This window comes from Nocardia sp. CC213A, from assembly GCF_030766805.1.
Taxonomy (GTDB): domain Bacteria; phylum Actinomycetota; class Actinomycetes; order Mycobacteriales; family Mycobacteriaceae; genus Nocardia; species Nocardia otitidiscaviarum.
The window spans coordinates 129098-150386 of record NZ_JASFXA010000005.1 but is presented as its reverse complement, the minus strand read 5'-3'; the positions used below and the strand labels follow the sequence as shown (position 1 = coordinate 150386).

Below are 21289 nucleotides of genomic sequence, written 5' to 3'. Positions count from 1 at the left end.
CGCCCCGACGGGCGCGGACATCGGCGCGCGAAGTGCCGGTGCCGCGGAGACCGTCGCGCGCGGTGCCGACGCAGGGGATGCCGGCGCGCGCGGTGCCGACGCAGGGGCTACCGGCGCGGCCGATGTCGGCGCAGCGGGTGCCGACCCTGCCGATGTCGCGGCGACCGTCGACGGCGCGGCGGTCGCGCCGAATGCGGACGGCCGGGTCGACGCCACCGAACACAAGGGGGAAGGCGCGCTATGAGAATCGGCATGGTCTGCCCGTACTCGTTCGACGTTCCCGGTGGAGTGCAGGCGCATGTCGTGGAACTGGCGCAGGTACTCATCGAACGCGGGCACAAGGTGAGCGTGCTCGCGCCCGCCGCCGACGACACCCCGCTGCCCGATTTCGTGGTGTCGGCGGGCCGCGCGGTCGCCATCCCCTACAACGGGTCGGTGGCGCGACTGTCGTTCGGACCCACCGCGTACACCCGCATCCGGCGCTGGATCGCCGAGAACGACTTCGACGTGCTGCACATCCACGAGCCCAACGCGCCGAGCCTGTCCATGCTGGCACTCAAGATCGCCGAGGGGCCGATCGTCGCCACCTTCCACACCTCGACCACGAAATCGTTGGTGCTCAGCACTTTTCAGGGCGTGCTGCGGCCGTATCACGAGAAGATCAGCGGTCGTATCGCGGTGAGCGAGCTGGCGCGGCGCTGGCAGGTGGAGGCGCTCGGCGGCGATGCGGTGGAGATCCCCAATGGCGTCGACGTGCCCGCCTTCGCGCACGCGCCGCTGCTGGACGGCTATCCGCGACCGGGCGGCACCGTGCTGTTCCTGGGCCGCTACGACGAACCGCGCAAGGGGATGGAGGTGCTGCTGGGCGCGCTGCCCGAGCTGGTGCGCCGCCACCCCGACGTGCAGGTGCTGATCGTCGGGCGCGGTGACGAGGAGCGGCTGCGGCGCGAAGCCGGGCGCAACGCCGGTCATCTGCGCTTCCTCGGGCAGGTCAGCGATGCGGAGAAGGCGTCGGCCATGCGCAGCGCCGATGTGTACTGCGCGCCGAATATCGGCGGCGAGAGCTTCGGCATCGTGCTGGTGGAGGCCATGGCCGCCGGGACCGCCGTGGTGGCCAGCGAACTGGACGCCTTCCGCCGGGTGCTGCGTGACGGCACCGCCGGAATGCTGGTGCCCGTCGGCGATTCGGACCGCCTCGCCACCGCCTTGGACACCATGCTCACCGACACCCGGCGGCGCGAGGAATACATCCGCACCGCCAATCAGGTTGTCGGCGAATACGATTGGCCGGTGGTGGCCGAACAGATCCTGCGTGTGTACGAGACCGTCACCGTCGGCGACACCCGGGTGAGGACCGCCGGATGATCACCTTCTCCGCGACCACCATCCTGGTTCTCGCGCTGGTGACGGCGCTGATCCTGGCCGTCGGCGTGTGGGCCTACACCACCGCCAACCGGCTCGACCGGCTGCATGTGCGCGGCGACCAGGCGCGGCACGCCCTCGATGCCGCCCTGGCGCGGCGTGCGGTGGTGGCGCGGTCGGTGGCCACCACCATCGGCCGCCCGGAGGCCGATACCGAGGTCGTAGACCAGGCCCGCCGCCTCATCTCCCTGGCCGACCGTGCCGAGCGGGCCAACTGGCGCGACCGGGAAACCGTCGAAAACCAGCTGGCGGCAGCGCTGTCCGCCGTCGACATCACGAATCTGCCGCCGCAGCTGGTGGCCGAGCTCGCCGACGCCGAGGCCCGGGTGCTCATCGCGCGCCGCTTCCACAACGACGCCGTCCGCGACACCCTGGCGCTGCGCACCCGCCGCCTGGTCCGGCTGCTGCACCTCGGCGGCACCGCGCCGCTGCCCACCTACTTCGAGATCGCCGAACGGGTGACCCCCGCCGCCTCGACCGGTCTGGACGTCGACACGGTGCGCACCTCGGCCCGCGTGGTGCTGCTCGACGAACAGGATCGGGTGCTGCTGTTACGCGGCAACGACCCCAAGGCCCCCGACATCCCGTTCTGGTTCACCATCGGCGGCGGCGTCGACCCCGGCGAATCCCTGCGCGCGGCCGCGGTGCGCGAACTCTACGAGGAAACCGGCTACACCGCCGACTCCTCCCAGCTGCGCGGCCCGCTCTGGCGGCGCGTGGCGGTATTCCCGTTCAACGGCGAGCTCATCCGCTCCGAGGAGCTGTTCTTCGTCCTGCGCGTGCGCACCTTCACCCCCGAACCGGCGAACCTGACCTTCGTCGAGCGCCGCTGCATCTCCGGCAACAAATGGTGCACCCCCGCCGACATCGTCGACCTGGACCGCATGGGCGAAACCGTCTACCCCTACCACCTGGACCAACTCCTCCCCGAAGCCCTCGCGGCCGCGTCCGCCGACACCGACCCCGAGGTCCGCTCCATCCGCTGACCGCGGAGGGGGAACTGGTGGCGGGAGCCACTCGGGCGATGCCGCCACCAGTTCCCCCTCGCGGTTTCAGCCGAAGTGGTTGCTGCGGACGGGGCCGGGGGAGTCGACGGCGAAGCGGGGACCGGTGAGCCAGGCGGGGCGGGTGGTGGTGACGAAGGCGGTCAGGGCGGTGTCCGGATCGGCGGGGGTGTCGCCGTCGCCGGGGTCGGGGGTGCCGTCGGCGGCGACGATATCGGCGGCGATCTCCGCTTCCGGGCGGTCGTCGGCGGGTACGTCGTCACGGACGCCGTCGGGAGTGAAGCGCAGCCGTGCCTCCCACGGCGGCACCACGTGCTGACCCAGCAGACCGGTGATATCCGCGCTCAGCGCGGGCGGGGAGGTCCAGCAGGAGGCGTGCTCGAACAGGATGCGGCCGTCGGCGCGGTCCCGCAGCGTCGGCTCCAGGTCATCGTCCAGCTCGCGCAGGTCGTAGGCGACGACAAGGGTGTCGGTGGCGTCCGGGGTGTACGGCAGCGCCGGGAGGCCGAGCAGTTCGGCCGCCGCTAGGCCCAGGATGCGGTCGCTGCGGCCGGGGAGCAGTGAGACCGTGCGCGGACGGCGTTCGGCCGCCGCGAGCATCAGCGCCACCCGATCGAGGGTCTGCCGACACTGGCCGTGGCTGTCCTGGGTGTACGCCCACCGGCCGGTCATTCCGGCGGCGAAACCGAAGGGCGACATGGTCGCCAGATAGCCGCCGGTGATGACGAAATGCCAGCCGCGCAGGTCCTGCCCATCCAGCGGACCGGCCGTCGCCGCCATCTCCGCGCGCCGCAGCATATTTCGCAGCCGATCGTAGGCGGGCCACCAGTCCCGGTCCTCGGGTGCGGGCAGACGCGCGAACTGCTCGCGCGCCAGCGGCAGATCGTCGGCCAGGACCGCATTGAACACCAGCAGATAGCGGTGCGGCCACGCGCTGAGCACCGCATCGTGTTCGGCCAGCAGCGCCGCCGCCTCCCCGTGGCGGTACTCGCGTTCCAGAGCATCGGACAGGCTGCCCAGGATGGCGAGCTGGCCGGGCGCCAGGCGAAGTGCGGCCCGCAGCGCCGGAATCGCGCAGAAGGCGATTCCGCGTTCCTTGCAGCCGACGGCGAAGTGGAACAGGGCCACCGGATCGCCGGGTGTTCCGCTCGCCGCGCGGGCCGCCTCGGTCAGGTCGTCGAAACCGATGGCGGCCGCGGCCTGCGCCACCACGTCGGCGAGTTCGGGAAGGGGAGCGGTCTCGGCCGCCGGACGCAATGCGCGCACGGCACCGGGCACATCGCCCGCGGCCAACAGGCCGCGGGCCGATTCGAGTACATCAGTCATCGCCGACAATCCTGTGCGACAGCCGACCTCGGAGCAATCGGATATTCGGCCCGGCACGATACGGTTGTTCGTTGGGCGTGGCGGCACATACGCCCGATGGGTGGGACAGGTTCGCGATTGCGCGCTCGATGTGGGGGTGGCCCGCTTACCGTGGCTTCGGATACTGCCGAGCGGCCACGGGGGATCGATATGAAGCTGATGTACGCGCTGTGGGGCGCGGGTCTGGACGAACTTCTGCACGGTGCGCAGTTGCGGCGGCGGCTGGCCGAGTGCGGCGCCACCGAGTTGCAGGTGAACGTGCGGGACGCGGCGGTGGCGGCGGCGCAGGTACGGCACAGCACCTATGCGGAGCCGATCGCCGCCATCGTCGGTGTGCGTACCGAGGGCGGGCACGAATCCGTCACCACCGCACTGCGTTCCGTGGCCGACGAGGTGAACGGATGGATCGTGGACGAGCGGGTGCCCATCGTCGCGCCGGCGACCGGGGACGGGGTGCGGGCCGAGGCGCTGGCCAATGTGGCGCTGTTGCGCATTCCCGCTGACCTCACCCGGGAGGAGTGGTTGCGGCACTGGCACGGTACGCACACCACGGTCGCCATCGAAACGCAGGCCACGTTCGGGTACGTCCAGAACACCGTCGTCGAGCCGATCACCGACGGTAAACGGGTCGACGCGCTGGTCGAGGAACTGTTTCCGATGGCGGCCATGACCGACCCGCACGCCTTCTACGGCACCGGCGGCGACGAGGCCGAGTTGCAGCGCCGGATCACCCGCATGATGGAGAGCGTGGTGGCCTTCGGAGCGCATCTGGATCTCGATGTGGTGCCCACCAGTCGCTACGTGTACGCGCTGAGTCCGGTACCGGGAGCGGCTGTGCCGGGCGGCGATCTCCACTAGGGTCGGACGCGGCGCGCCGTGACGGATGCGGTGCGCTCGTTGGAGGTGAATGGTTTCGTGTCTTATCTGCTCTACGACTTCCTGTTGCCCTATATGGGCCCGTCGGCGGCCGAATACTGGGCGACGCTACTCGTCATCGGACCCATCGCGGGGTAACGGCGCAGATCCCGCGGTATTTTCCGCGCGGACACGCCGATAGCGAATACCGGCATTTCGGATAACTAGTGGTTTGCTCTCCGGAATGCGATATGTCGCGAAATTCATCGTGGCCGCGCTGGCGGCCGGTGCGATGACGATCGGCAGCGCAGCGACGGCGAAGGCGGAGTGCACGGCGCACTGCGCGGAGGACGCCGCGCCCGTGGCCGGTGGCCTGGTGCCGAATCTGCTGGGTCTGGGCCTGAGCGCGGGCGCGGCCCTGTACGGGCTCACGCCCAAGGCCATCGCCCTGATCATCGTTCCGGCGCACGAGTTTCCGGCCTTCGACAACATCATCACCCGCGAAAGCGGTTGGGATATCTTCGCGCTCAACCCGACCAGCGGCGCCTACGGTCTGCCGCAGGCGCTTCCGGCGCACAAGATGGCCAGCCACGGGCCGGACTGGATGTTCAACCCGGTCACCCAGATCCGTTGGGCCTACGACTATATGAACGCGCGCTACGGCAGCCCCACCGCCGCCTGGGCGTTCTGGCAGGCCAACGGCTGGTACTGATCGCGGTGGTACCAGCCTCCCGCAGGTCGGGGCGTCAACGCCATCGGAGCAGCCGAAGCGCTCGGTGATCTCCTCGGTGGTCAGACCACGGCCGTCAGCGGCACGGTGACCGGCTGGTGCAGCGCCCGGTCCCGGGTCCGCGTCTACGCCGCCATCGCCTCGTGGTACGGCTACCCCAGCGGTCCGCGGCCGAGCAGCACGTTGCCGCTGAACCGCAGCTGCTTGGCGCGCGGCAGCGGGTGGAACAGGCAGCCGTGGATATCCCGGTACCACATTTCGAGCGGGCTGGTGCGTGAATAGCCCACGCCGCCAACGGTTTCGATGGCCAGCCGCACCGTCGCGACGAGATTGTCGGCGGCCACCGTCTTGCGGCTGAGCGTACGGGCCGCATGCTCGTCGGTATTGGCGAAGGCCAGATCGTCGGCGGCGGTGAACATGGCGTCGATGAGATCGGCGGCCGTGGTGTGGGCGTTCGCCATCTCGCCCACCAGCGCCACGGTGTGCTCCTCGGCGCGTCGCGCCACCAGTCCGGTCGCGAATTCCACCGCCCGGTCCGCGATGCCGAGATAGGCCGACAGCACCAGCGGCATGGCCGCTCCGGCCACCACGTTCAGAATCGGCGGCCAGACGCCCGCCGGGCGCACCAGCGAGATCGCCACGTCCGGGACGAAGACCTCCTCGAAAACGATGGTGTGTGAGCCGCTGGCCCGCAAACCCACAGTGTCCCAGGTCTTCTCGATCCGCACCCCCGGCGCGGACAGCGGGATGGCGCAGTGCAGCACCTGCGGTCCCTCCGGTGCGTCGTCCCAGCGGACGCTGGTCACCGCGATGGTGCCCACCTCGCATCCGCTGGCGGGCAGCTTGTGGGCGCTCACCCGGTAGCCGCCGTCCACCCTCCGGGCACGGCCATTGGATTCCACCCAGTCCGACGCGCCGGTGCTGACCAGGATCGCCCCGGCCGCCACCTTCTCGAAGACAGCGGCGGCGTCCATGCCGTGCTTGTGCCGCCACACCTGGGCGGCCACCAGGTGGGTATGCATGGCGAAGGCCACGGCGGTGGACGGATCGTGGCGGCCCAACTCGCGCAGGACCGCGCCCAGATCGCGGTGGGTGGCACCGCCACCGCCGAATTCGACGGGGACCAGCGCCCGGGACAGGCCGGAGGAACGGAGTAGATCGACCGCGTCGGTGGCGATCTCGCCGCTGCGGTCGCGGTCGGCGACACCGTCGCGCACGGCGGTGCCGACGCCGGTCGCCGCGGCGACCCAGGTGGCGGTGGAGGTGGGGAGGTGCACGTCGGTAGAGGTCATGTTTCGAAAGTTAGGGATGCCTGCGATAACCGGATAGTCCAGAAAATGGACTCCCCGATCGCACCCCCGGCGAGGTCTCCATGCGCGCACCTGGCGAAGGCTCATCCAGTGAAAGCTACGGCCAGTACTGTCCGATTTCCCGTGCCCTGGATGTGCTCGGCGAACGCTGGTCGCTGCTCATCCTGCGCGATCTGCTCACCGGCACCAGCCGGTTCAACGATCTCGCCCGCGGGCTGCCCGGCCTGTCGCGCAGCCTGCTCGCCAAACGGCTGCGGCAGTTCGAACGCGCCGGACTGGTCGTGAAGTCCGAACAGCGCTACCGGCTCACCGCCGCCGGGCGGGACCTCGAACCCATCCTGTTCGGACTCGGCCACTGGGGTGCGCGCTGGACCTTCGGCGAGCCGCAGCCGGAGGAACTCGATGCCGATCTGCTGGTGTGGTGGATGCACACCCGCCTGGACACCTCGTCGTTCCCGGGCAAGCGTCAGGTGCTCGGCGTGCGGTTCACCGATGATCCGCGCCGCTACTGATCGTGGTGGAGGCGGGCGTGCCGTCGGTGTGCGTGACCGATCCAGGCTTCGCGGTGGATGTGACCATCACCTCGGACGTGAGCTCTCTGTACCAGGTGTGGCTGCGTCGCCTGCCCATCGACCATGCCATCCGCACCGGTCGCCTGGAGTTCACCGGTCCGCGCATGCTGACCCGCCGGATGCCGTCGGTGCTGCGGTTGACCCCGCTGCCGCCCGTAGCGGCGGGATAGCCGGTAAACGTGATCTGCGCTACTGGGCTGGCGGGTAGGCGGTCCAGTCGTACTCGACTGGCTATCTAGTGGCCCGGGGGAGGGGCCTAGAATCGGGGTGTTCGATTCCGAGCGAGATCCGATAGGCCCAGATGACACAGGAGTTTGCCGTGACCACGTCCGACACCACCACCATCGGCACCGCCCGCGTGAAGCGCGGCATGGCCGAGATGCTGAAGGGCGGTGTGATCATGGATGTCGTCACGCCGGAGCAGGCCAAGATCGCCGAGGACGCGGGCGCCGTCGCCGTCATGGCGCTCGAGCGCGTGCCCGCCGACATCCGCGCCCAGGGCGGCGTCTCCCGCATGAGCGACCCGGACATGATCGACGGCATCATCAACGCCGTCTCCATCCCGGTCATGGCCAAGGCCCGGATCGGCCACTTCGTGGAGGCTCAGATTCTGCAGTCCCTCGGCGTCGACTACATCGACGAGTCCGAGGTGCTGACCCCGGCGGACTACTCCAACCACATCGACAAGTTCGCCTTCACCGTGCCGTTCGTCTGCGGCGCGACCAACCTGGGCGAGGCGCTGCGCCGAATCACCGAGGGCGCGGCCATGATTCGCTCCAAGGGTGAGGCGGGCACCGGTGACGTCTCCAACGCCACCACCCACATGCGCAAGATCCGCGACGAGATCCGCCGCCTGACCTCGCTGCCGGAGGACGAGCTGTACGTCGCCGCCAAGGAGCTGCAGGCCCCCTACGAGCTGGTGCGCGAGGTGGCCCAGACCGGCAAGCTGCCGGTGGTGCTGTTCACCGCCGGTGGTATCGCCACCCCGGCCGACGCCGCCATGATGATGCAGCTCGGGGCCGAGGGCGTGTTCGTCGGTTCCGGCATCTTCAAGTCCGGCAATCCGGAGCAGCGCGCCGCCGCCATCGTCAAGGCCACCACCTTCTACGACGATCCGGACGTGCTCGCCAAGGTCTCGCGTGGCCTGGGTGAGGCCATGGTCGGCATCAATGTCGAGGAGATCCCGCAGCCGCACCGCCTCGCCGAGCGCGGCTGGTAAGCCACGGCGGTAGCGGGCCGTGCGCTGAGTCAAGGCCGGGAGACAGGAATCCGTCGTCCCGGCTCGACCCGGCCGCGCGCCCGCTACCTGCGCGCATACCCTCCAGCAAACGCGGCAACATTTCGCGGACTATGCTGCGGCAAATTTACGACCTGCTGATTCCTCGCTAGCCTTCGAGCCAGTCGCCGGTGAACTGTCGAAGTGAAGCATTCTGGCAAGGAGTCCGCATGCTGGAGATCGATCAATTCACCTATGGCTGGCTGACGCCGGTCCTCGCCTACGTCATGTCGGTCACCGGCTCGTTGCTGGCGCTGCGCTGCATGGTGCGGGCCCGTGCGCGGGGTGGGCACGGCGGATGGGTGGCCATCGGGGCCGTCGCCCTCGGCGGCACCGGCATCTGGGTCATGCACTTCATCGCCATGCTCGGGTTCTCGGTGCGGGACACCACCATTCGCTACGACGTACCGGTCACGCTGTTCAGCGCCGCCGTCGCCATGGGGGTGGTGTGGGTCGGACTGTCCATCGTGGTTCATCAGCACGCCGAGGCGTTCGCCCTGATCACCGGCGGCGCGATCACCGGGCTCGGGGTGGGGGCCATGCACTACTCGGGCATGTACGCCATGAAGACCGACGCGGTGGTGCGCTACGACCCCTGGATCGTCCTGCTGTCCCTGGTGATCGCCATTGTCGCCGCCACCGCCGCACTGTGGTTCACCCTGCACGTGCGCGGGTTCGGCTCCACGGTCGGCGCGGCCCTCATCATGGGGGTGGCGGTATCCGGAATGCATTACACCGGAATGTTCTCCATGAGCGCGCACGCCGCCGAACACGTGCACCCGCCGTCGGGTGCGCAGGCGGGCCAACTGCTCGCGCCGCTCATCGTGGCGGTCAGCATGGTGACCATGCTGACCCTGCTCCAGGTGGGCATCACCGAGATCGACGAACCCGACCTGAGCCGGATCCGCGGGCAGCGCGCGAGTCGGTTCTGGCCCAGCCGAGACGGAGGGGGCGCGGTGGCCGATCCCGCCGACGACTTCCCCACCCAGTCGCTGCGGTCACGGCACCGCCGCTATTGAGTTCTCCGTAGTCGAGTTCTACGAACTACTGGACGAACTGCTCGACGAACTGCTTGGTGAACTGCTCGACGAACTCGACGCTGTGGCCCCGGACTCCGGCTCGGCGGGGGAGAAGTGGAAGTACATGTTGAGCGCGGCGTCGAGCTCGATGGCGGAGATTCCCGCGACACCCAGCTCCCGAGCCCAGTCGATGACCAGAAACGCGGGGGCCGTGCCGTTCATGGTGCCGAGCAGGGCGTAGTACTTCGCCGTACCGGCCGGGTAGACGGCCGCGGGCAGGGCGCCGTCCCCGGCGGGGTCGTGGAGGTAGCGCAGATAGTCGTAGACGGGCTGCGTCGTCCGCGCGTACGCCTGCTGTCTGCGCACGTAGCGCAGCGGCGGCAGAGGGTGCGTGGTGGAGGCGCGGTAGTACTGGAAGTAGTAGATGTCGGAGTTGCGCAACGGCTCCCGCGCCGAGCACCGCTGATTCTGCCAGGACAGAATGCGTCCCGCGCTGGGCTGCGGCGTGTTCTCGTAATAGGACGTGCTGTCGGTCGCCGCCCGCCACGTGGTGCGCAATGCCCAGCCGAGCTTGGTGTAGGTATCGCTGTGGCCGACCCGCTGGGTGCGATAGGCGGTATCGAAGACGGCGAGTTTGTCGTCCTTGATTCGCTCCTGCTGGGTGGTGTCCGGCGTGGAGAGCGCGTCCGCGGCGGCCCGCATCAGCTTCTCCCGCTTCATCCCCGCCGTTCGGCACTCCTCGTAGGCCGCCGCCCAGGATTTCCAGTGCGTCGTCGCGGCCGCGGCGAAGGCGGATATCGCGTCGTCCGCGTCGAGCGGCGGTGCCTCCGGCACATCGAGATGATCCGTGGCGAGATGGTCTTCGGCGGAGGTCATGCCACTCACCGTCCTTCATGAGTCGTGCGCATGCCGAGCGCCCACCCGTGCTGTCCAGTGTGCGCCGGAACCGCAGCCCGAACCGCAGGGTCTGGTGAGGTTGGCACCGGAAGTCAGCCGCGCCGGTCTGCTTCGACCCGGGGCTCGGCCAGCGCGCGCAGCGCCGCCGCGGTGGCATCGTCCAGGGGGTAGAACAATTCGACGGCCAGTTCGGCGAGCGTCACGTCGGCGGGCGCGCCGAAGGTGACCATGGTGCTGAACAGGCGCAGTTCGCCGTGCGGGGTGCGAATGCGCAGCGGTACCGAGAACGGGCTCGAAGGCAGTGCGGCGCTGTCGGATTCGTCCTCGGGCTGCATCGGGTAGGCGGACACCTCGTCGTAGAGGTCGCGCAGCGCCGGGTCGCCCGTCGCGCGGACCTGCCGCAGCAGCCGGTCCAGCAGGTACGCCCGGACCTGGGCGCAGTTCACCATGTAGGCGGCGGAGGGGTCGCCGGGATACAGGGCGAGTCGGTACACGTTCAATGGCTCGGTGGCCAGGTGGGCGGGGATCTCGTCCTCGAACAGGCCCATGGTGCGATTGGTGGCGACCACATTCCAATAGCGGTCCACCGCGACGGCCGGATAGGGCTCGTGGGCGGTCAGCATGGCCGACAGGGCCGCCCGCGCGGCGGCCATATCCGCGTTCCCGAGATCGCCTCCCGGTACTCGGGTGCGAAACCGCCCGCCAGCAGCACCGTATTGCGTTCGCGCAGCGGGACATCCAGTGCTTCGCACAGGGTGAGCACCATCGCCCGACTGGGGCGTGCCCGGCCGGTCTCGATACAGGACAGATGCCGCGCGGAGGAGCCCGCGGCGAGCGCCAGGTCCAGCTGGCTCAGTCGCCGTCGCTGCCGCCACTCCCGCAGCAGCGTGCCGACCGGGGAGTGCTGCGGGGGCCGGGTCACGCGACCAGGCTAACCGGGCGCGGATGCTGTCCGCGATGACCTGTGAGGTCATTGAGCGCATGACCCGACCGCTGGCAGCGTGACGGCCATGACGACACCCACCGACGCAGCACCCACCGACACCGTGGCCGCGCGCGCCGCCGTGCTCGACCTCCTGCACGCCCAGATGGAGGCCTGGGCGGCCGGGGACGGCACCGCCTTCGCGGCGACGTTCACCGACGACGCCGTGTTCATCTCCGTGATCGGCGAATACATCTGCGGCCGTGCCGAACTCGCGGCCGTCATGCAGCAGGGACTCGACGGTTTCATGCGTGGCACCCGCATGTCGGAGCCCACCACGCGCACCATCGACTTCCCCGTTCCCGACCTCGCCGTCATGGTCACCATCACCCCGCGCCCGTCCCCATCCGGCGTGCGCACCGCCGAAGAGTCGATCCAGACCCGAATCGTGACGCGCGTGAACGGTGCGTGGCGGTTCACGAACTTCCACAACACGCACCGGCAGATAGATGCGGGTTGAGTCCTGACTCCCAATGAATCGCGAAGCGAGAAAGGCTGTTCCACATGGTGATGACGACACCCGCCGAGACGGATCACGGACCCGGTTTCCTGCGGAGCGCGCTGCGCGTGGACGGGTGGAGTACGGGTGCCTTCGGTGCGCTCCTGCTGGCCACCGCACCGGTACTGCGAAAACCGCTGGGACTGCCGCTCGCCTGGTCGATTCCGTTCGGGGTGATCATGGTGGTCGGGGCGGCGGCACTGCTGCTGTTGGCCGGGCGCGCCGAGATTCCGGTCCGTGCCGTGCGCGCGGTGGTGGCGGTCAATGCATTGTCGGCGGTGGGCATGATCGCGCTGACCGCCACCGCTGCGCTGCCGCTCACCGGATGGGGACAGGTGTTTCTGTGCACCGGCGCGCTTTTCGTGGCGGTGTTCGCTGGACTCGAATGCGTCGGCCTGCGCCGGATGCGGCGGTGACTGCGGTGCCCCACGCGGGGACCGCAGTCGTCAGGGTAGGCGGGCGACCACCGCGAACATGGTGACCGAGCAGTGGTAGTCGCCCGTCTCGGCGCCGCGGATGAGGTCGGTCAGGAAGCGGTCGCGCTGGTCGGGAGTGACGGCACCGGCGCGCACGGCCTGGTCCAGGCCCGCGGTCAGCATGGTGTCGATGAAGGAGCGGTCCCAGACCACGGCATCGGCCCCGATGTCGTCGACGGTCAGCCCCGCCGCGGAGAGCAGCCCGGGCAGGCGGCGGCCGGAATGGCGGTTCGCGGTGTGGGAAAGCCATGACTCCAGCAGTGCCGCAACGACATCCGGATCACCCGGGTGGATGATGGCGGTCGACCAGTCACTGTCGATCAGGGCCACCCGGCCACCGGGCCGCAGCACCCGGGCGATCTCCGCGCATGCCCGCTCCGGATGGTCGAGATGCTGGAAGACCCGCTCGCATCGCACGGCATCGAAGCTGTCGTCGGGAAACGGCAGCGCGTACCCGCTGCCCTCGACGAACTCCGCCGCGATTCCCGCCGCCGCGATTCCCGCCGCCGCGGCCCGTGCCCGCGCTTCCGCCAGCATGCCGGGATTCGGGTCCACCCCGACGGCCGCGCCGCCGGGCCCCGCCAGCCGCGCCATGGCCAGCACCTCCGACCCGGTCCCCGACCCGATATCCAGGGCTCGACCCCCGGCCGCGATCCGCAGGGCAGCCCTGGTCCACTCCCGTAACCGCCGCACCCCCGGCAGCGCGGCCTGCGCGTCGAGGACCTCCACGAGAAATTCCTGCTGCTCGTCGTCCCCGATCCGATCGGCGTGGAACGACGGCCCGGCGGTGTGCTCGGTCATGATGCCGTTGTACCGGAAGTTCGGCGGGCGAGGGCCGCGAACGCCGCCTCGGGTTCCCAGCGCCGGGGCGCGGTGCGCCGCGCCGGGTCGTGCACCTTCACCACACCGTTGCTGGCCAGGTCCAGGTCGGTGCGGGGATCGTCGCGGTGGGGCAGATGGTACGACGCGAACGTGTACCAGAACGCGATGTCCATGCCGTCGGCATCGAAGATGTCGAGCACCTCCGCTCCTACCGCGCCCCCGAGGAAGCCACAGCGGATGCGCCGGCCTAGCCGGACCACCATCTGGGAGGGAAACCGCACCATGGTTCAGGACAACGAACATGCCCGCCAGCAAGCCCAACTGTGGGACCAGTGGGCCGACGTCTACGACGACTGGCACGCCTCCAACCCCGCGCACGACGCAGCGGAGTTCTTGATCAAGCACCTCCCCGAATCCGGGCGGATACTGGAGCTTGGGGGCGGAACCGGACGAGTCGCGGTGGAAGTCGCCCGCCGCGGCTATCCGGTCGAGGGTCTCGACATCTCCGAGGCCATGCTCGCCCAACTGGTCGCAAAGGCCGCCGATCTCCCACTCACCGCTTCATTGGGCGACATGGCCGATATCCCTGTCCCCGGCCCTTTCGACCTCATCTACTGCACCTCGAGTTCGTTCTTCCACCTCGCAGACCAGCAACGTCAAGTTGCGTGCTTCCGCAGCATCAGCGAACACCTTGCCCCGCACGGGCGGTTCATCCTGGAGGCATTCATCCCCTCACCGGAACTGCTCAGCCCGGCCCGCACCATGACACTGCGGAACTTCACACCCACTACCCTGCAGTTCTCCGCGACCATCGTGAAACGGGACTGCTGCATAGATAGGTGACACCTGATTTGGCTTGCCTTCGGGTGGGCTGGAAGGATGTCGCTGTGCCCAAGCCCTACCCTCGTGAGTTCCGTGACGATGTCGTGCGCGTCGCGCGTAACCGCGACGACGGGGTGACCCTCGAGCAGGTCGCCGCCGATTTCGGGGTGCATCCGATGACGTTGTCGAAATGGATGCGCCAGACCGATATCGACGAGGGAACCAAACCGGGCAAGACCTCGAGCGAGTCGGCCGAGCTGCGAGCGGCGAAGCGCCGAATCCGGCTGCTGGAGCAGGAGAACGAGGTCCTCAAACGTGCGGCAGCGTACTTCGCCCAGGCGAGCCTGCCGGGAAAATGATCTACCCGCTCGTCCGCGAGCTGGCCGTCGACGGAATCCCTGTCGCGGTGACGTGTCGGGTGCTGAAGCTGGCCCGTCAGCCGTTTTACCGCTGGCTGGCCGAGCCGGTCACCGACGCCGAGCTCGAGGCGGCGTATCGGGCCAACGCGTTGTTCGACGCCCACCGCGACGATCCCGAGTTCGGCTACCGATACCTTGCCGACGAGGCTCGCGCTGCGGGCGAGCCGATGGCCGAGCGGACTGCGTGGCGGATCTGCTCGGACCACGGCTGGTGGAGCGTGTTCGGCAAGAAGCGCAGCGGCAAGGGCAAGGTCGGGCCGCCGGTCCACGACGACCTGGTCCAACGCAACTTCCGTGCCGAAGCCCCGAATCGTGTGTGGGTGGCCGACATTTCCGAGCATCGCACCGCGGAAGGCAAGCTCTACATTTGCGCGGTCAAGGACCTCTACTCCAACCGGATCGTCGGCTACTCGATCGACTCGCGGATGAAGTCGGGGCTGGCCGTGCGTGCGCTCAACAATGCGGTGGGCCGCCGCGGTGAGGTGGCCGGCTGCATTCTGCACACCGACCGACGACCGATTGAATACGGCCAATTTCGCAGCCGAAAGTTCGTGCGCGCCTTGGCTCGTCACGGCATGGCCGGGTCGATGGGCCGTGTCGGGGCGGCCGGGGACAACGCCGCCATGGAGAGCTTCTTCGCGCTCTTGCAGCGCAACGTCCTCGACCGCCGATCCTGGAGAAGCCGCGAGGAATTACGCATCGCGATCGTCACCTGGATCGAACGGACCTACCACCGCCGCCGACGTCAAGCCGCCCTCGGCCGTTTGACGCCGGTCGAATACTGATCCTGCAGCAGTCCCAACCGATACACCCAACGGATCCGATTCCAGGAAGCAACTCTCCGCTCGGACGGTGTCGAGTTCCTGCCCGTCGAGGAACGCTACTGCTGGCCCTCCGAACTCGACCTCATGGCCCAATTGGCCGACCTGGAGCTCGAGACTCGCTACGCCAGCTACACCTACGAACCGATGAACCACAAAGCCAACCAGCACATATCGATCTACCACAGGCGCGAGAAGAGCTGATCGTTTCCGGAACGGAAGCCATTCCGCGCACATGGGAAGGCGCCGCTGCCCCACCACTCCCTTGCACATCGAATGCCCGTCATGGGTCGCGACCATGACGGACATTGCGTGCGAGCCCTCCGAGTGGGACTCAACACAGCTCATTGGGCGTTCTTGAGGGCTTTCTCGATTCGGCGGGCGTGCTGCATGAGCGATGCCGCGAGCGCGCGGGCCTCGTCGGGATGCTGTTGGGCGCGCTTGGCGACCTTGTCGGCCAGGGTCGCGACCTTGTTTCCTCGGTGGCGAACCACGTCGGTGTGTCATCCGCGTCGGCCTGGTCCTCGTCGGAGGGGTCATCGGCCAGGCCAAGGACGGTGCGCACGATCTGGCTGACGGTCTCGCGGTCCCACTCGGTACCCGGGGGCAGCGCGGCGATGGTGGCGGTGGTGGTCTTCTTCACCAGTTCCGCGGTGACCTTCGGGCGGGAGCCGTTGCCGGCGGCGGCGACCTCGTGGGCCAGCGACATGTACAGCTCCACCGCGGCGGCGGTGCAGTGACTCTTGGCGACGGGCAGCAGCTCCCGGGTCTGCCGCTCGTTGATTTTGTTGCCCATGGGCAACATCACGATCGGCTCGGCGATCGCGGCGGCGTCCATGAGCCGGTAGGCGTAGGTGCGTTCCATCTGCCAGCGGTCGGCGATGTAGTCCTCGAACGTCGCGTGAGTCTCCCGGTACAACCGGCCCCGCGGAGATCACTTTGAGTGCCTTGCCGGCCCCCAGACGGATGGCATCGGTGGTCGCGGGTCCTCGCATCGGCACGATCGCCGTTGAGGGCCGCGGTGGTGCGTGCCGGCTCACCTGCTGCCGTGGCAGGCCGGACGGCTGTGCGCTGGATCGGCTTGTAATCTACGGGCCGGGCAGTGGGAGCGCGTTGTCGCGGTCGCTGTGCGTTCGGAGGGTGAAGGACCGGGGGAGACAGTGGATTTCGTGTATCGGCTGACGCGGGCCGTGGCCATCATCGTGCTACCGGCCGCGGTGATGTCGGCGGTGCTGGTGATTTTGACCTGGATCCCGATCACGGACCCGCACATGGTTCGTGTCGATACCGGCTTCGAGTCGCTGCGCTGGCCTGCCGCGAATGCCGTTGTCGGTGTTTTGTTGGCCGTGTTGACGCTGGGGGCGGTGGTCGTGGCCGCGATGGTGGATATCGGCGACAGCGTGGGCGGCGGCGATGTCGACAGGTCGATGCGGGACCGGGTGCTCGGCTGTCTCGTGGTGACTGTGAAGCTGTGCGCCGTACTGGCGGGGCTGGGTGGGGTCGCGTGGCTGGTGATGCGGTGGACCGAGGTGTCGGAGCGGCTGATCCTCACGGCCGCGGCGCTGATCGGGCTGTTTCTGTGGGCCCGTTGGTCTCCGGCGATTCCGGAGCGGCTGGCGCGTACTGCGGTGGTCGATCGCGCGTTGGACGGACCGGAGCGGGAGGTGCTGGTGCGCTGCGCGCCGGTGGCGACTGCCGCCGGCGCGGTGTACTGGTTGATCGGTATCCAGACGGTCCGGCCGTGGATCCTGCTCGCAGTCGTCGCGGTAGCGGCGGCGTTGGCGGTGTTGGTCATGAATCATCTGTGGCGGCGGGAGGTCGGCCTGACTACCGCGCCACGTCCCACCGCCCAGCACGCGGCTGCCGTAGTGGTTGTGGTCGTGACCGCGGGCGTGGTCGTCGTCGCCGCTACCGTCAGCGGTGTCGCGACAACGACGCAGCGGGTTGGCCATGGACTGTGGTATCCGTTCGACGCCCCGGTGAGCGACGGTATGCCCGGTCGTGCTGTCGCGATCACGCGGGCGGGCACAGTTTTCGGGCTCGACGAGGAGCGTTCCCGCCGCGCCGTGCGGATCACGGCGTGGTACTGCCACGGCGACGACGCGCACTGCGAGAAGACCGAGATTCGCCGCTACGACGAGGACAGTGGCCAGGTCGACGGGCTCATCCAGATGTATGCCTCGGTGACCGAGACCGCTACGGGTTTCGCCGCGGCGCTGCTCGACGGGCCCGGTGAAGACAGCTTCTCCGTGTTCGACTGCACCCCCAGCGACTGCGCGATGCCGGTGACGGTGCCCTATGAGCGGAGGAGCGTGTTCGGTGGGGCACCGCGGCTGACCCAGCATCCGGACGGGTCGCTGGTGCTGGCCTACACCGCCGATCGTGTGCTGAAGCTGACTGCGCTGATGTCGGGCACGGTGGCCGAGACGGTCACCATAGTTCCCGAATCGGTTCACAACCCCGGTCCGCCACAGGTCGTAGTGACATCCGACGGGCAGATCGTCCTCGCCTACCAGGACGTGCACGATGGGTCGATCCACACCACGGTCTGCGCCGATATCATCTGCCGCGCACCGCGAACCGCTCGGATCACCGCCCCAGGCCATGGACACGCGCCCCCGGCGCTGAGCATCGGTCCGGACGGGATGCCGATGCTGGCCACGGTCGATCCCGCCTACGCCGAGGTGGTGCTCTACGACTGTGAAGATGTCGATTGCACCAGGCAGCGGGTGCGCAGGCTGGCGAAATGGGACTGGTATGAGAACCGCTTCGCGGTGTCCGGTGACACGCTGCTGGGCCGTTCTTGGCTGCAACTCGTCGTCTCCCCTGAGGGGTTTCCCACTGTCGCGGTGTGGCGGTATTTCATTCATCGAGGGTTCCTGAGCAGGAGTGACTACTCCGTCGATACCACAGCGACACTGTTCACCTGCGCCGAAAAGCGGTGTGACGCATGAGAATTCTACCGACAGCCGCCATCGCGGGCGCGCTGCTCGTAGCGGGCGCTGGCTGCGGGCAGGACGGGACCGACGCAGGATCGCGCGACCGCGTGCCGGTGTTCTGTGACGCCGGTAGCTGCGGCACGCGTGGTGAGGTCCGGTGGCAGATCCCGCTGTCGGGTCCATACCAGCTGTCGGGGTACCAGATTGTTTCCGCGGCCGTCGACGCCGGCGGGACGCCGGTGAGCCTCGTCGAGGACGACACCTCGGTGTATCTGGTCCTGGCCGACCGTCTCATCGCCCTCGACGCGGCGTCCGGTCGACAGCGATGGGAGGTGACCCGGCCGAATGCGACCCTGGGCAAATGGGTGCGGGCCGGACGCTACCTGGTGACCCGGTGGGATCAGTGGCAGCCGGCGGGGCCGCATCGGTGGATTGTCGTCGACACCGCGACCGGGACCACCTTTGACCTGCCGAGTGACCTGCCCGAACCCAAGTTCGGAATTCGGGACGCCGGAGCACGGTACATTGCCGCCTACACCTCCCGTAAGAACGAGCCCTCACTGGCGACCGTGGTCGACGTGGAGACCTTTCAGATCGACCACTACCCGCAATCCACCACGAACGACTACCCGCTGAGCCCGCACCCCGATCAGGGGCCACGCAGGCCGCAAACCGTCGTGTCCTCGGCGTTGGACGGCAAGCCCGACATTGACACGTCTTTCCCCGACAAGAACGACCCCCACCGGCACGAACTGCTCTTTCGGGGCAGCCGTATCGGTCCGGACTACGCACGCATCGACGAGCCGTCGGCTGTACTGGTCCAGGATTCCCACGTCGTCGCCGTCGTCTGCGCGTTCGGGTCGCAACGCACCAGCACGCCCACCGACCCGATTGGCGCGAACATGTGCGACCGGCCCGCGGTCGTCGCCATCAACATCCGCTGACCCGGGGGGATGGCGTGTGGTGAAATTCGGTACTGGCCGGTCTACTGGTCGAGGAGCGTTGGTTGTCGATGTTGAGGGGGACGGGTGCGGTATTCCACTGCGCTGATGGTCATGGTGGCGATAGCGCCGGGACTGCTGGGATATTCGGTCATCGCGGACCCACCGGAGATCGGTCGCGAGCCGGTTTCGACCAGTACGGTGGCTGCGACCACCACCCGGGCGCATACCGTGCGCGAGTTGTGTGACCCGGTGCGCGACTTGCTCGCTGGGTTGGGCGCGGTCGGGTTGCGTGTCGAGCAATCCACCTGGCCACTGGATAGTGAGCTGCTCGATCGCCCCGGCACAGATGTCATGTGCCACGTCGAATCGGATTCGGGGTTGTCCGGCTTCATCAGCCTGAAGCGGGCCAGCGATTCGGTCGAGGGTGTCGATCTCACCTATCTGTACCCGGAATCCGGGTACAGCGCGCCCGTGCGACTGCGCGACAAGCGCCCCATGGGCCGGCTCAGCGTCAGCACCTTCATCAACTGTTGGACCGGGCAGTTGGATATCCGCCATCAGGAGGGTTCGATGGACAGGCCGACAATGCGAGAGCTCAAGATGTCCGACGACCAGGTCACGGCCGCGGTAGAGCTGGTGGTCGGGGTGACTCGTGGCCTCAACGAGTAGCGGTCGCCGGTCGGTGCGCACGTACTACCCGTTCCCGGAAGGCTGGGGTGGTGAGGGGCTGACCGGCATGGAGTGGGTGGGGCTGGTGGTGTTCAGCCCGGTCGGGGTGTACCTGGTCGTGTCCGGTATCCGGACCATCGAGCAGTATCGGTGGCCGACAACGGCGTTCCTGATCTCCTCCGGCGTCCTGTTTCTGTGCCTGTGCGCGCTCGCGCCCACCCGCCAGCGCACCCGAGGCCGCCTGCATGTCGACGGTGACGAGATCGCGGCCACGGCCGGACGGACCGTGATCGCCCAGTCGGCGGCGACGACGCTGGCGATGACCGGACTTCTCGGGTGCACGATCGTGGCGGGCTCGACGGCGCTGGCAGGCGATGTGCTCGCGGAGTTGCCGGCATCGGCCAGCGCCCGAGCTCCGGCACCGATCGTCCTCGCGGTGATCGTCGCGGTCACGGCCCTGTATCTGCCGTGCTATGTGCTCAACAAATCGATCCGACGTCTCACCCTGACCTCTCGCGCGGTGACCGTGCCGCGCGGACTACACCTCTTCCCGACCTCGATCGCCTGGGCCGACATCGTCGCGATCACGCCCCTGCCCCTACACGAAAGTGGAACGCTGAGGCTGGACGTGCGCTCGTACCGACATCCCACCCCGCGTGTCCTGCGCGTGGACGTCCGATTCATGAAGATCGGTGCACCCGCGACCTATTGGTTGCTGCGCTTCTACCACGAGCACCCCGAGCACCGCGGCGAGTTGAACGACCACCGGGCCGCGGAACGCGTCCGCACCTACCGGCTGCTCGATGTCGGCCGGGACCAAGATCCGCCCGGGCCGCACAGGCCCGCGCAGCACGACCACCTCTCCCACGACTCATAGGTTGGTGCCCATGTCAGAACAGTGGATGGCATCCGCGTCCACCCGCGCCGGTGAACGTTTGTCGCTTCAGTTGGTGAGCGCGATCGGTGCCCTGGCCGTGTGCGGCGGCATGTTCGCGCCGCTGTTCAGTGTGAACCGCGACCGCGACACGCTGTCGCTGTGGTCGCTGCACGACCGCGGCGTGCCGGGCATCACCGCGCTGCTGCTGGTCATCATCGCCATCGTGATCACCACTCTGTTACCGGGGCGCTACCAAGCACGGGTCTTGGGCCAATGGATACTCGGTGCCGCGGTGGTGGTGGCCATCGGCGTACCGCTGGCGTTGTGCGTCGGGTACGTCAACACCAGCTCGGACTTCCCCCGCCGCTACGTTGAATTCCGGTGGGGCCTACCCCTTCTCGTGCTCGGGTTGGCGACCATGCTCGTCGGTGTCGTGGAGTGGCGGCATCGGATGCCCGCCACAACCCAACCCGATGACCACGACGGGCATCCACCGCTGGTGCGGTGAGAGGGCGCGCCACAACGGCGCTGTGCGTGCAGACCACGGCCGTCATGGCACGGCGGTCCCA

Annotated in this window: 25 protein-coding genes; 17 read left to right on the top strand and 8 right to left on the bottom strand. The window is 68.5% G+C overall.

Annotated elements, in window-relative coordinates:
• Positions 1-240: 240 nt before the first annotated feature.
• A complete protein-coding gene (locus QJS31_RS11505; RefSeq protein WP_029924234.1) occupies positions 241-1365 on the top strand; it encodes a glycosyltransferase family 4 protein in 1125 nt (374 codons plus the stop codon).
• Positions 1365-2408, top strand: a complete 1044-nt coding sequence (locus QJS31_RS11500; protein WP_306356784.1) for an NUDIX hydrolase — start codon at positions 1365-1367, stop codon at positions 2406-2408. Before QJS31_RS11505 ends, QJS31_RS11500 begins: the two co-directional genes overlap by 1 nt.
• A gap of 66 nt (positions 2409-2474) precedes the next feature.
• Here QJS31_RS11500 and QJS31_RS11495 read toward each other — a convergent pair whose 3' ends face one another.
• The gene (locus QJS31_RS11495; RefSeq protein ID WP_306356660.1) at positions 2475-3752 is read right to left on the bottom strand and encodes a hypothetical protein; all 1278 of its coding nucleotides are present in this window, start codon (positions 3750-3752) and stop codon (positions 2475-2477) included.
• A gap of 189 nt (positions 3753-3941) precedes the next feature.
• Between QJS31_RS11495 and QJS31_RS11490 the strand changes: the two genes are divergently transcribed.
• Both QJS31_RS11490 and QJS31_RS11485 read left to right on the top strand, forming a co-directional pair.
• The gene (locus QJS31_RS11490; protein ID WP_282782788.1) at positions 3942-4649 is read left to right on the top strand and encodes an EthD domain-containing protein; all 708 of its coding nucleotides are present in this window, start codon (positions 3942-3944) and stop codon (positions 4647-4649) included.
• A 241-nt stretch (positions 4650-4890) separates the two neighbouring features.
• Entirely contained in the window at positions 4891-5358 is a 468-nt protein-coding gene (locus QJS31_RS11485) for a transglycosylase SLT domain-containing protein (RefSeq protein ID WP_221937838.1), read from the top strand.
• 170 nt (positions 5359-5528) lie between these two features.
• Here the strand turns inward: QJS31_RS11485 and QJS31_RS11480 are convergent, their stop codons facing one another.
• Positions 5529-6668 carry an acyl-CoA dehydrogenase family protein gene (locus QJS31_RS11480; RefSeq protein WP_306356659.1) on the bottom strand — a complete coding sequence of 380 codons (1140 nt, stop codon included), beginning with the start codon at positions 6666-6668 and terminating at the stop codon, positions 5529-5531.
• Between the two features lie 80 nt (positions 6669-6748).
• On the opposite strand from QJS31_RS11480, the gene QJS31_RS11475 reads away from it, so the two are divergent.
• The 4 genes from QJS31_RS11475 to QJS31_RS11460 all read left to right on the top strand — a co-directional run bounded on the left by QJS31_RS11475 (position 6749) and on the right by QJS31_RS11460 (position 9553).
• Positions 6749-7198: a helix-turn-helix domain-containing protein gene (locus QJS31_RS11475; protein ID WP_306356658.1), complete on the top strand. Its 450-nt coding sequence runs from the start codon at positions 6749-6751 to the stop codon at positions 7196-7198.
• Positions 7199-7230: 32 nt separating this feature from the next.
• A complete protein-coding gene (locus QJS31_RS11470; protein ID WP_306356657.1) occupies positions 7231-7428 on the top strand; it encodes an SCP2 sterol-binding domain-containing protein in 198 nt (65 codons plus the stop codon).
• Between the two features lie 131 nt (positions 7429-7559).
• Positions 7560-8477, top strand: coding sequence for a pyridoxal 5'-phosphate synthase lyase subunit PdxS (pdxS, locus tag QJS31_RS11465; RefSeq protein WP_029924241.1), 918 nt, complete (start codon positions 7560-7562; stop codon positions 8475-8477).
• Between the two features lie 227 nt (positions 8478-8704).
• Complete coding sequence (locus QJS31_RS11460) at positions 8705-9553, top strand: MHYT domain-containing protein (RefSeq protein ID WP_306356656.1); 849 nt, start codon at positions 8705-8707, stop codon at positions 9551-9553.
• Positions 9554-9571: 18 nt separating this feature from the next.
• On the opposite strand, the gene QJS31_RS11455 is transcribed toward QJS31_RS11460, so the two are convergent.
• The 3 genes from QJS31_RS11455 to QJS31_RS11445 all read right to left on the bottom strand — a co-directional run bounded on the left by QJS31_RS11455 (position 9572) and on the right by QJS31_RS11445 (position 11372).
• Positions 9572-10429 carry a hypothetical protein gene (locus tag QJS31_RS11455; RefSeq protein WP_306356655.1) on the bottom strand — a complete coding sequence of 286 codons (858 nt, stop codon included), beginning with the start codon at positions 10427-10429 and terminating at the stop codon, positions 9572-9574.
• 113 nt (positions 10430-10542) lie between these two features.
• Positions 10543-11103 carry a hypothetical protein gene (locus tag QJS31_RS11450; RefSeq protein ID WP_306356654.1) on the bottom strand — a complete coding sequence of 187 codons (561 nt, stop codon included), beginning with the start codon at positions 11101-11103 and terminating at the stop codon, positions 10543-10545.
• The gene (locus tag QJS31_RS11445) at positions 11067-11372 is read right to left on the bottom strand and encodes a helix-turn-helix domain-containing protein (RefSeq protein ID WP_306356653.1); all 306 of its coding nucleotides are present in this window, start codon (positions 11370-11372) and stop codon (positions 11067-11069) included. The genes QJS31_RS11450 and QJS31_RS11445 overlap by 37 nt, the downstream gene beginning before the upstream one ends.
• An 88-nt stretch (positions 11373-11460) precedes the next feature.
• Here QJS31_RS11445 and QJS31_RS11440 point away from each other — a divergent pair, with 88 nt between their 5' ends.
• Together QJS31_RS11440 and QJS31_RS11435 are read left to right on the top strand one after the other, a co-directional pair.
• Positions 11461-11892 carry an SgcJ/EcaC family oxidoreductase gene (locus QJS31_RS11440; protein WP_306356652.1) on the top strand — a complete coding sequence of 144 codons (432 nt, stop codon included), beginning with the start codon at positions 11461-11463 and terminating at the stop codon, positions 11890-11892.
• A gap of 44 nt (positions 11893-11936) precedes the next feature.
• Positions 11937-12347, top strand: a complete 411-nt coding sequence (locus tag QJS31_RS11435; RefSeq protein ID WP_282782772.1) for a hypothetical protein — start codon at positions 11937-11939, stop codon at positions 12345-12347.
• Between the two features lie 30 nt (positions 12348-12377).
• Here the strand turns inward: QJS31_RS11435 and QJS31_RS11430 are convergent, their stop codons facing one another.
• Together QJS31_RS11430 and QJS31_RS11425 are read right to left on the bottom strand one after the other, a co-directional pair.
• Positions 12378-13208: a methyltransferase domain-containing protein gene (locus tag QJS31_RS11430; protein WP_306356651.1), complete on the bottom strand. Its 831-nt coding sequence runs from the start codon at positions 13206-13208 to the stop codon at positions 12378-12380.
• Entirely contained in the window at positions 13205-13429 is a 225-nt protein-coding gene (locus QJS31_RS11425) for a hypothetical protein (RefSeq protein ID WP_306356650.1), read from the bottom strand. The genes QJS31_RS11430 and QJS31_RS11425 overlap by 4 nt, the downstream gene beginning before the upstream one ends.
• Before the next feature lie 82 nt (positions 13430-13511).
• Between QJS31_RS11425 and QJS31_RS11420 the strand changes: the two genes are divergently transcribed.
• Together QJS31_RS11420 and QJS31_RS11415 are read left to right on the top strand one after the other, a co-directional pair.
• Positions 13512-14072 carry a class I SAM-dependent methyltransferase gene (locus tag QJS31_RS11420; RefSeq protein ID WP_306356649.1) on the top strand — a complete coding sequence of 187 codons (561 nt, stop codon included), beginning with the start codon at positions 13512-13514 and terminating at the stop codon, positions 14070-14072.
• Positions 14073-14116: 44 nt separating this feature from the next.
• Positions 14117-15255 (top strand): IS3 family transposase gene (locus QJS31_RS11415; RefSeq protein ID WP_306356648.1). Its coding sequence is split into 2 segments (ribosomal slippage): positions 14117-14401 and positions 14404-15255, totalling 1137 coding nucleotides; the frame shifts between segments, so codons are not numbered across the junction.
• A gap of 370 nt (positions 15256-15625) precedes the next feature.
• Here QJS31_RS11415 and QJS31_RS11410 read toward each other — a convergent pair.
• Entirely contained in the window at positions 15626-16210 is a 585-nt protein-coding gene (locus QJS31_RS11410; RefSeq protein WP_306356647.1) for a hypothetical protein, read from the bottom strand.
• Positions 16211-16451: 241 nt separating this feature from the next.
• Between QJS31_RS11410 and QJS31_RS11405 the strand changes: the two genes are divergently transcribed.
• The 5 genes from QJS31_RS11405 to QJS31_RS11385 all read left to right on the top strand — a co-directional run bounded on the left by QJS31_RS11405 (position 16452) and on the right by QJS31_RS11385 (position 21228).
• Positions 16452-18245 carry a hypothetical protein gene (locus QJS31_RS11405; RefSeq protein ID WP_306356646.1) on the top strand — a complete coding sequence of 598 codons (1794 nt, stop codon included), beginning with the start codon at positions 16452-16454 and terminating at the stop codon, positions 18243-18245.
• The gene (locus QJS31_RS11400) at positions 18242-19174 is read left to right on the top strand and encodes a hypothetical protein (protein ID WP_306356645.1); all 933 of its coding nucleotides are present in this window, start codon (positions 18242-18244) and stop codon (positions 19172-19174) included. The genes QJS31_RS11405 and QJS31_RS11400 overlap by 4 nt, the downstream gene beginning before the upstream one ends.
• Positions 19175-19258: 84 nt before the next feature.
• Positions 19259-19843, top strand: a complete 585-nt coding sequence (locus QJS31_RS11395) for a hypothetical protein (protein WP_306356644.1) — start codon at positions 19259-19261, stop codon at positions 19841-19843.
• Entirely contained in the window at positions 19827-20720 is an 894-nt protein-coding gene (locus QJS31_RS11390) for a hypothetical protein (protein WP_306356643.1), read from the top strand. Before QJS31_RS11395 ends, QJS31_RS11390 begins: the two co-directional genes overlap by 17 nt.
• Positions 20721-20730: 10 nt before the next feature.
• Entirely contained in the window at positions 20731-21228 is a 498-nt protein-coding gene (locus tag QJS31_RS11385; protein ID WP_306356642.1) for a hypothetical protein, read from the top strand.
• Positions 21229-21289 lie beyond the last annotated feature (61 nt).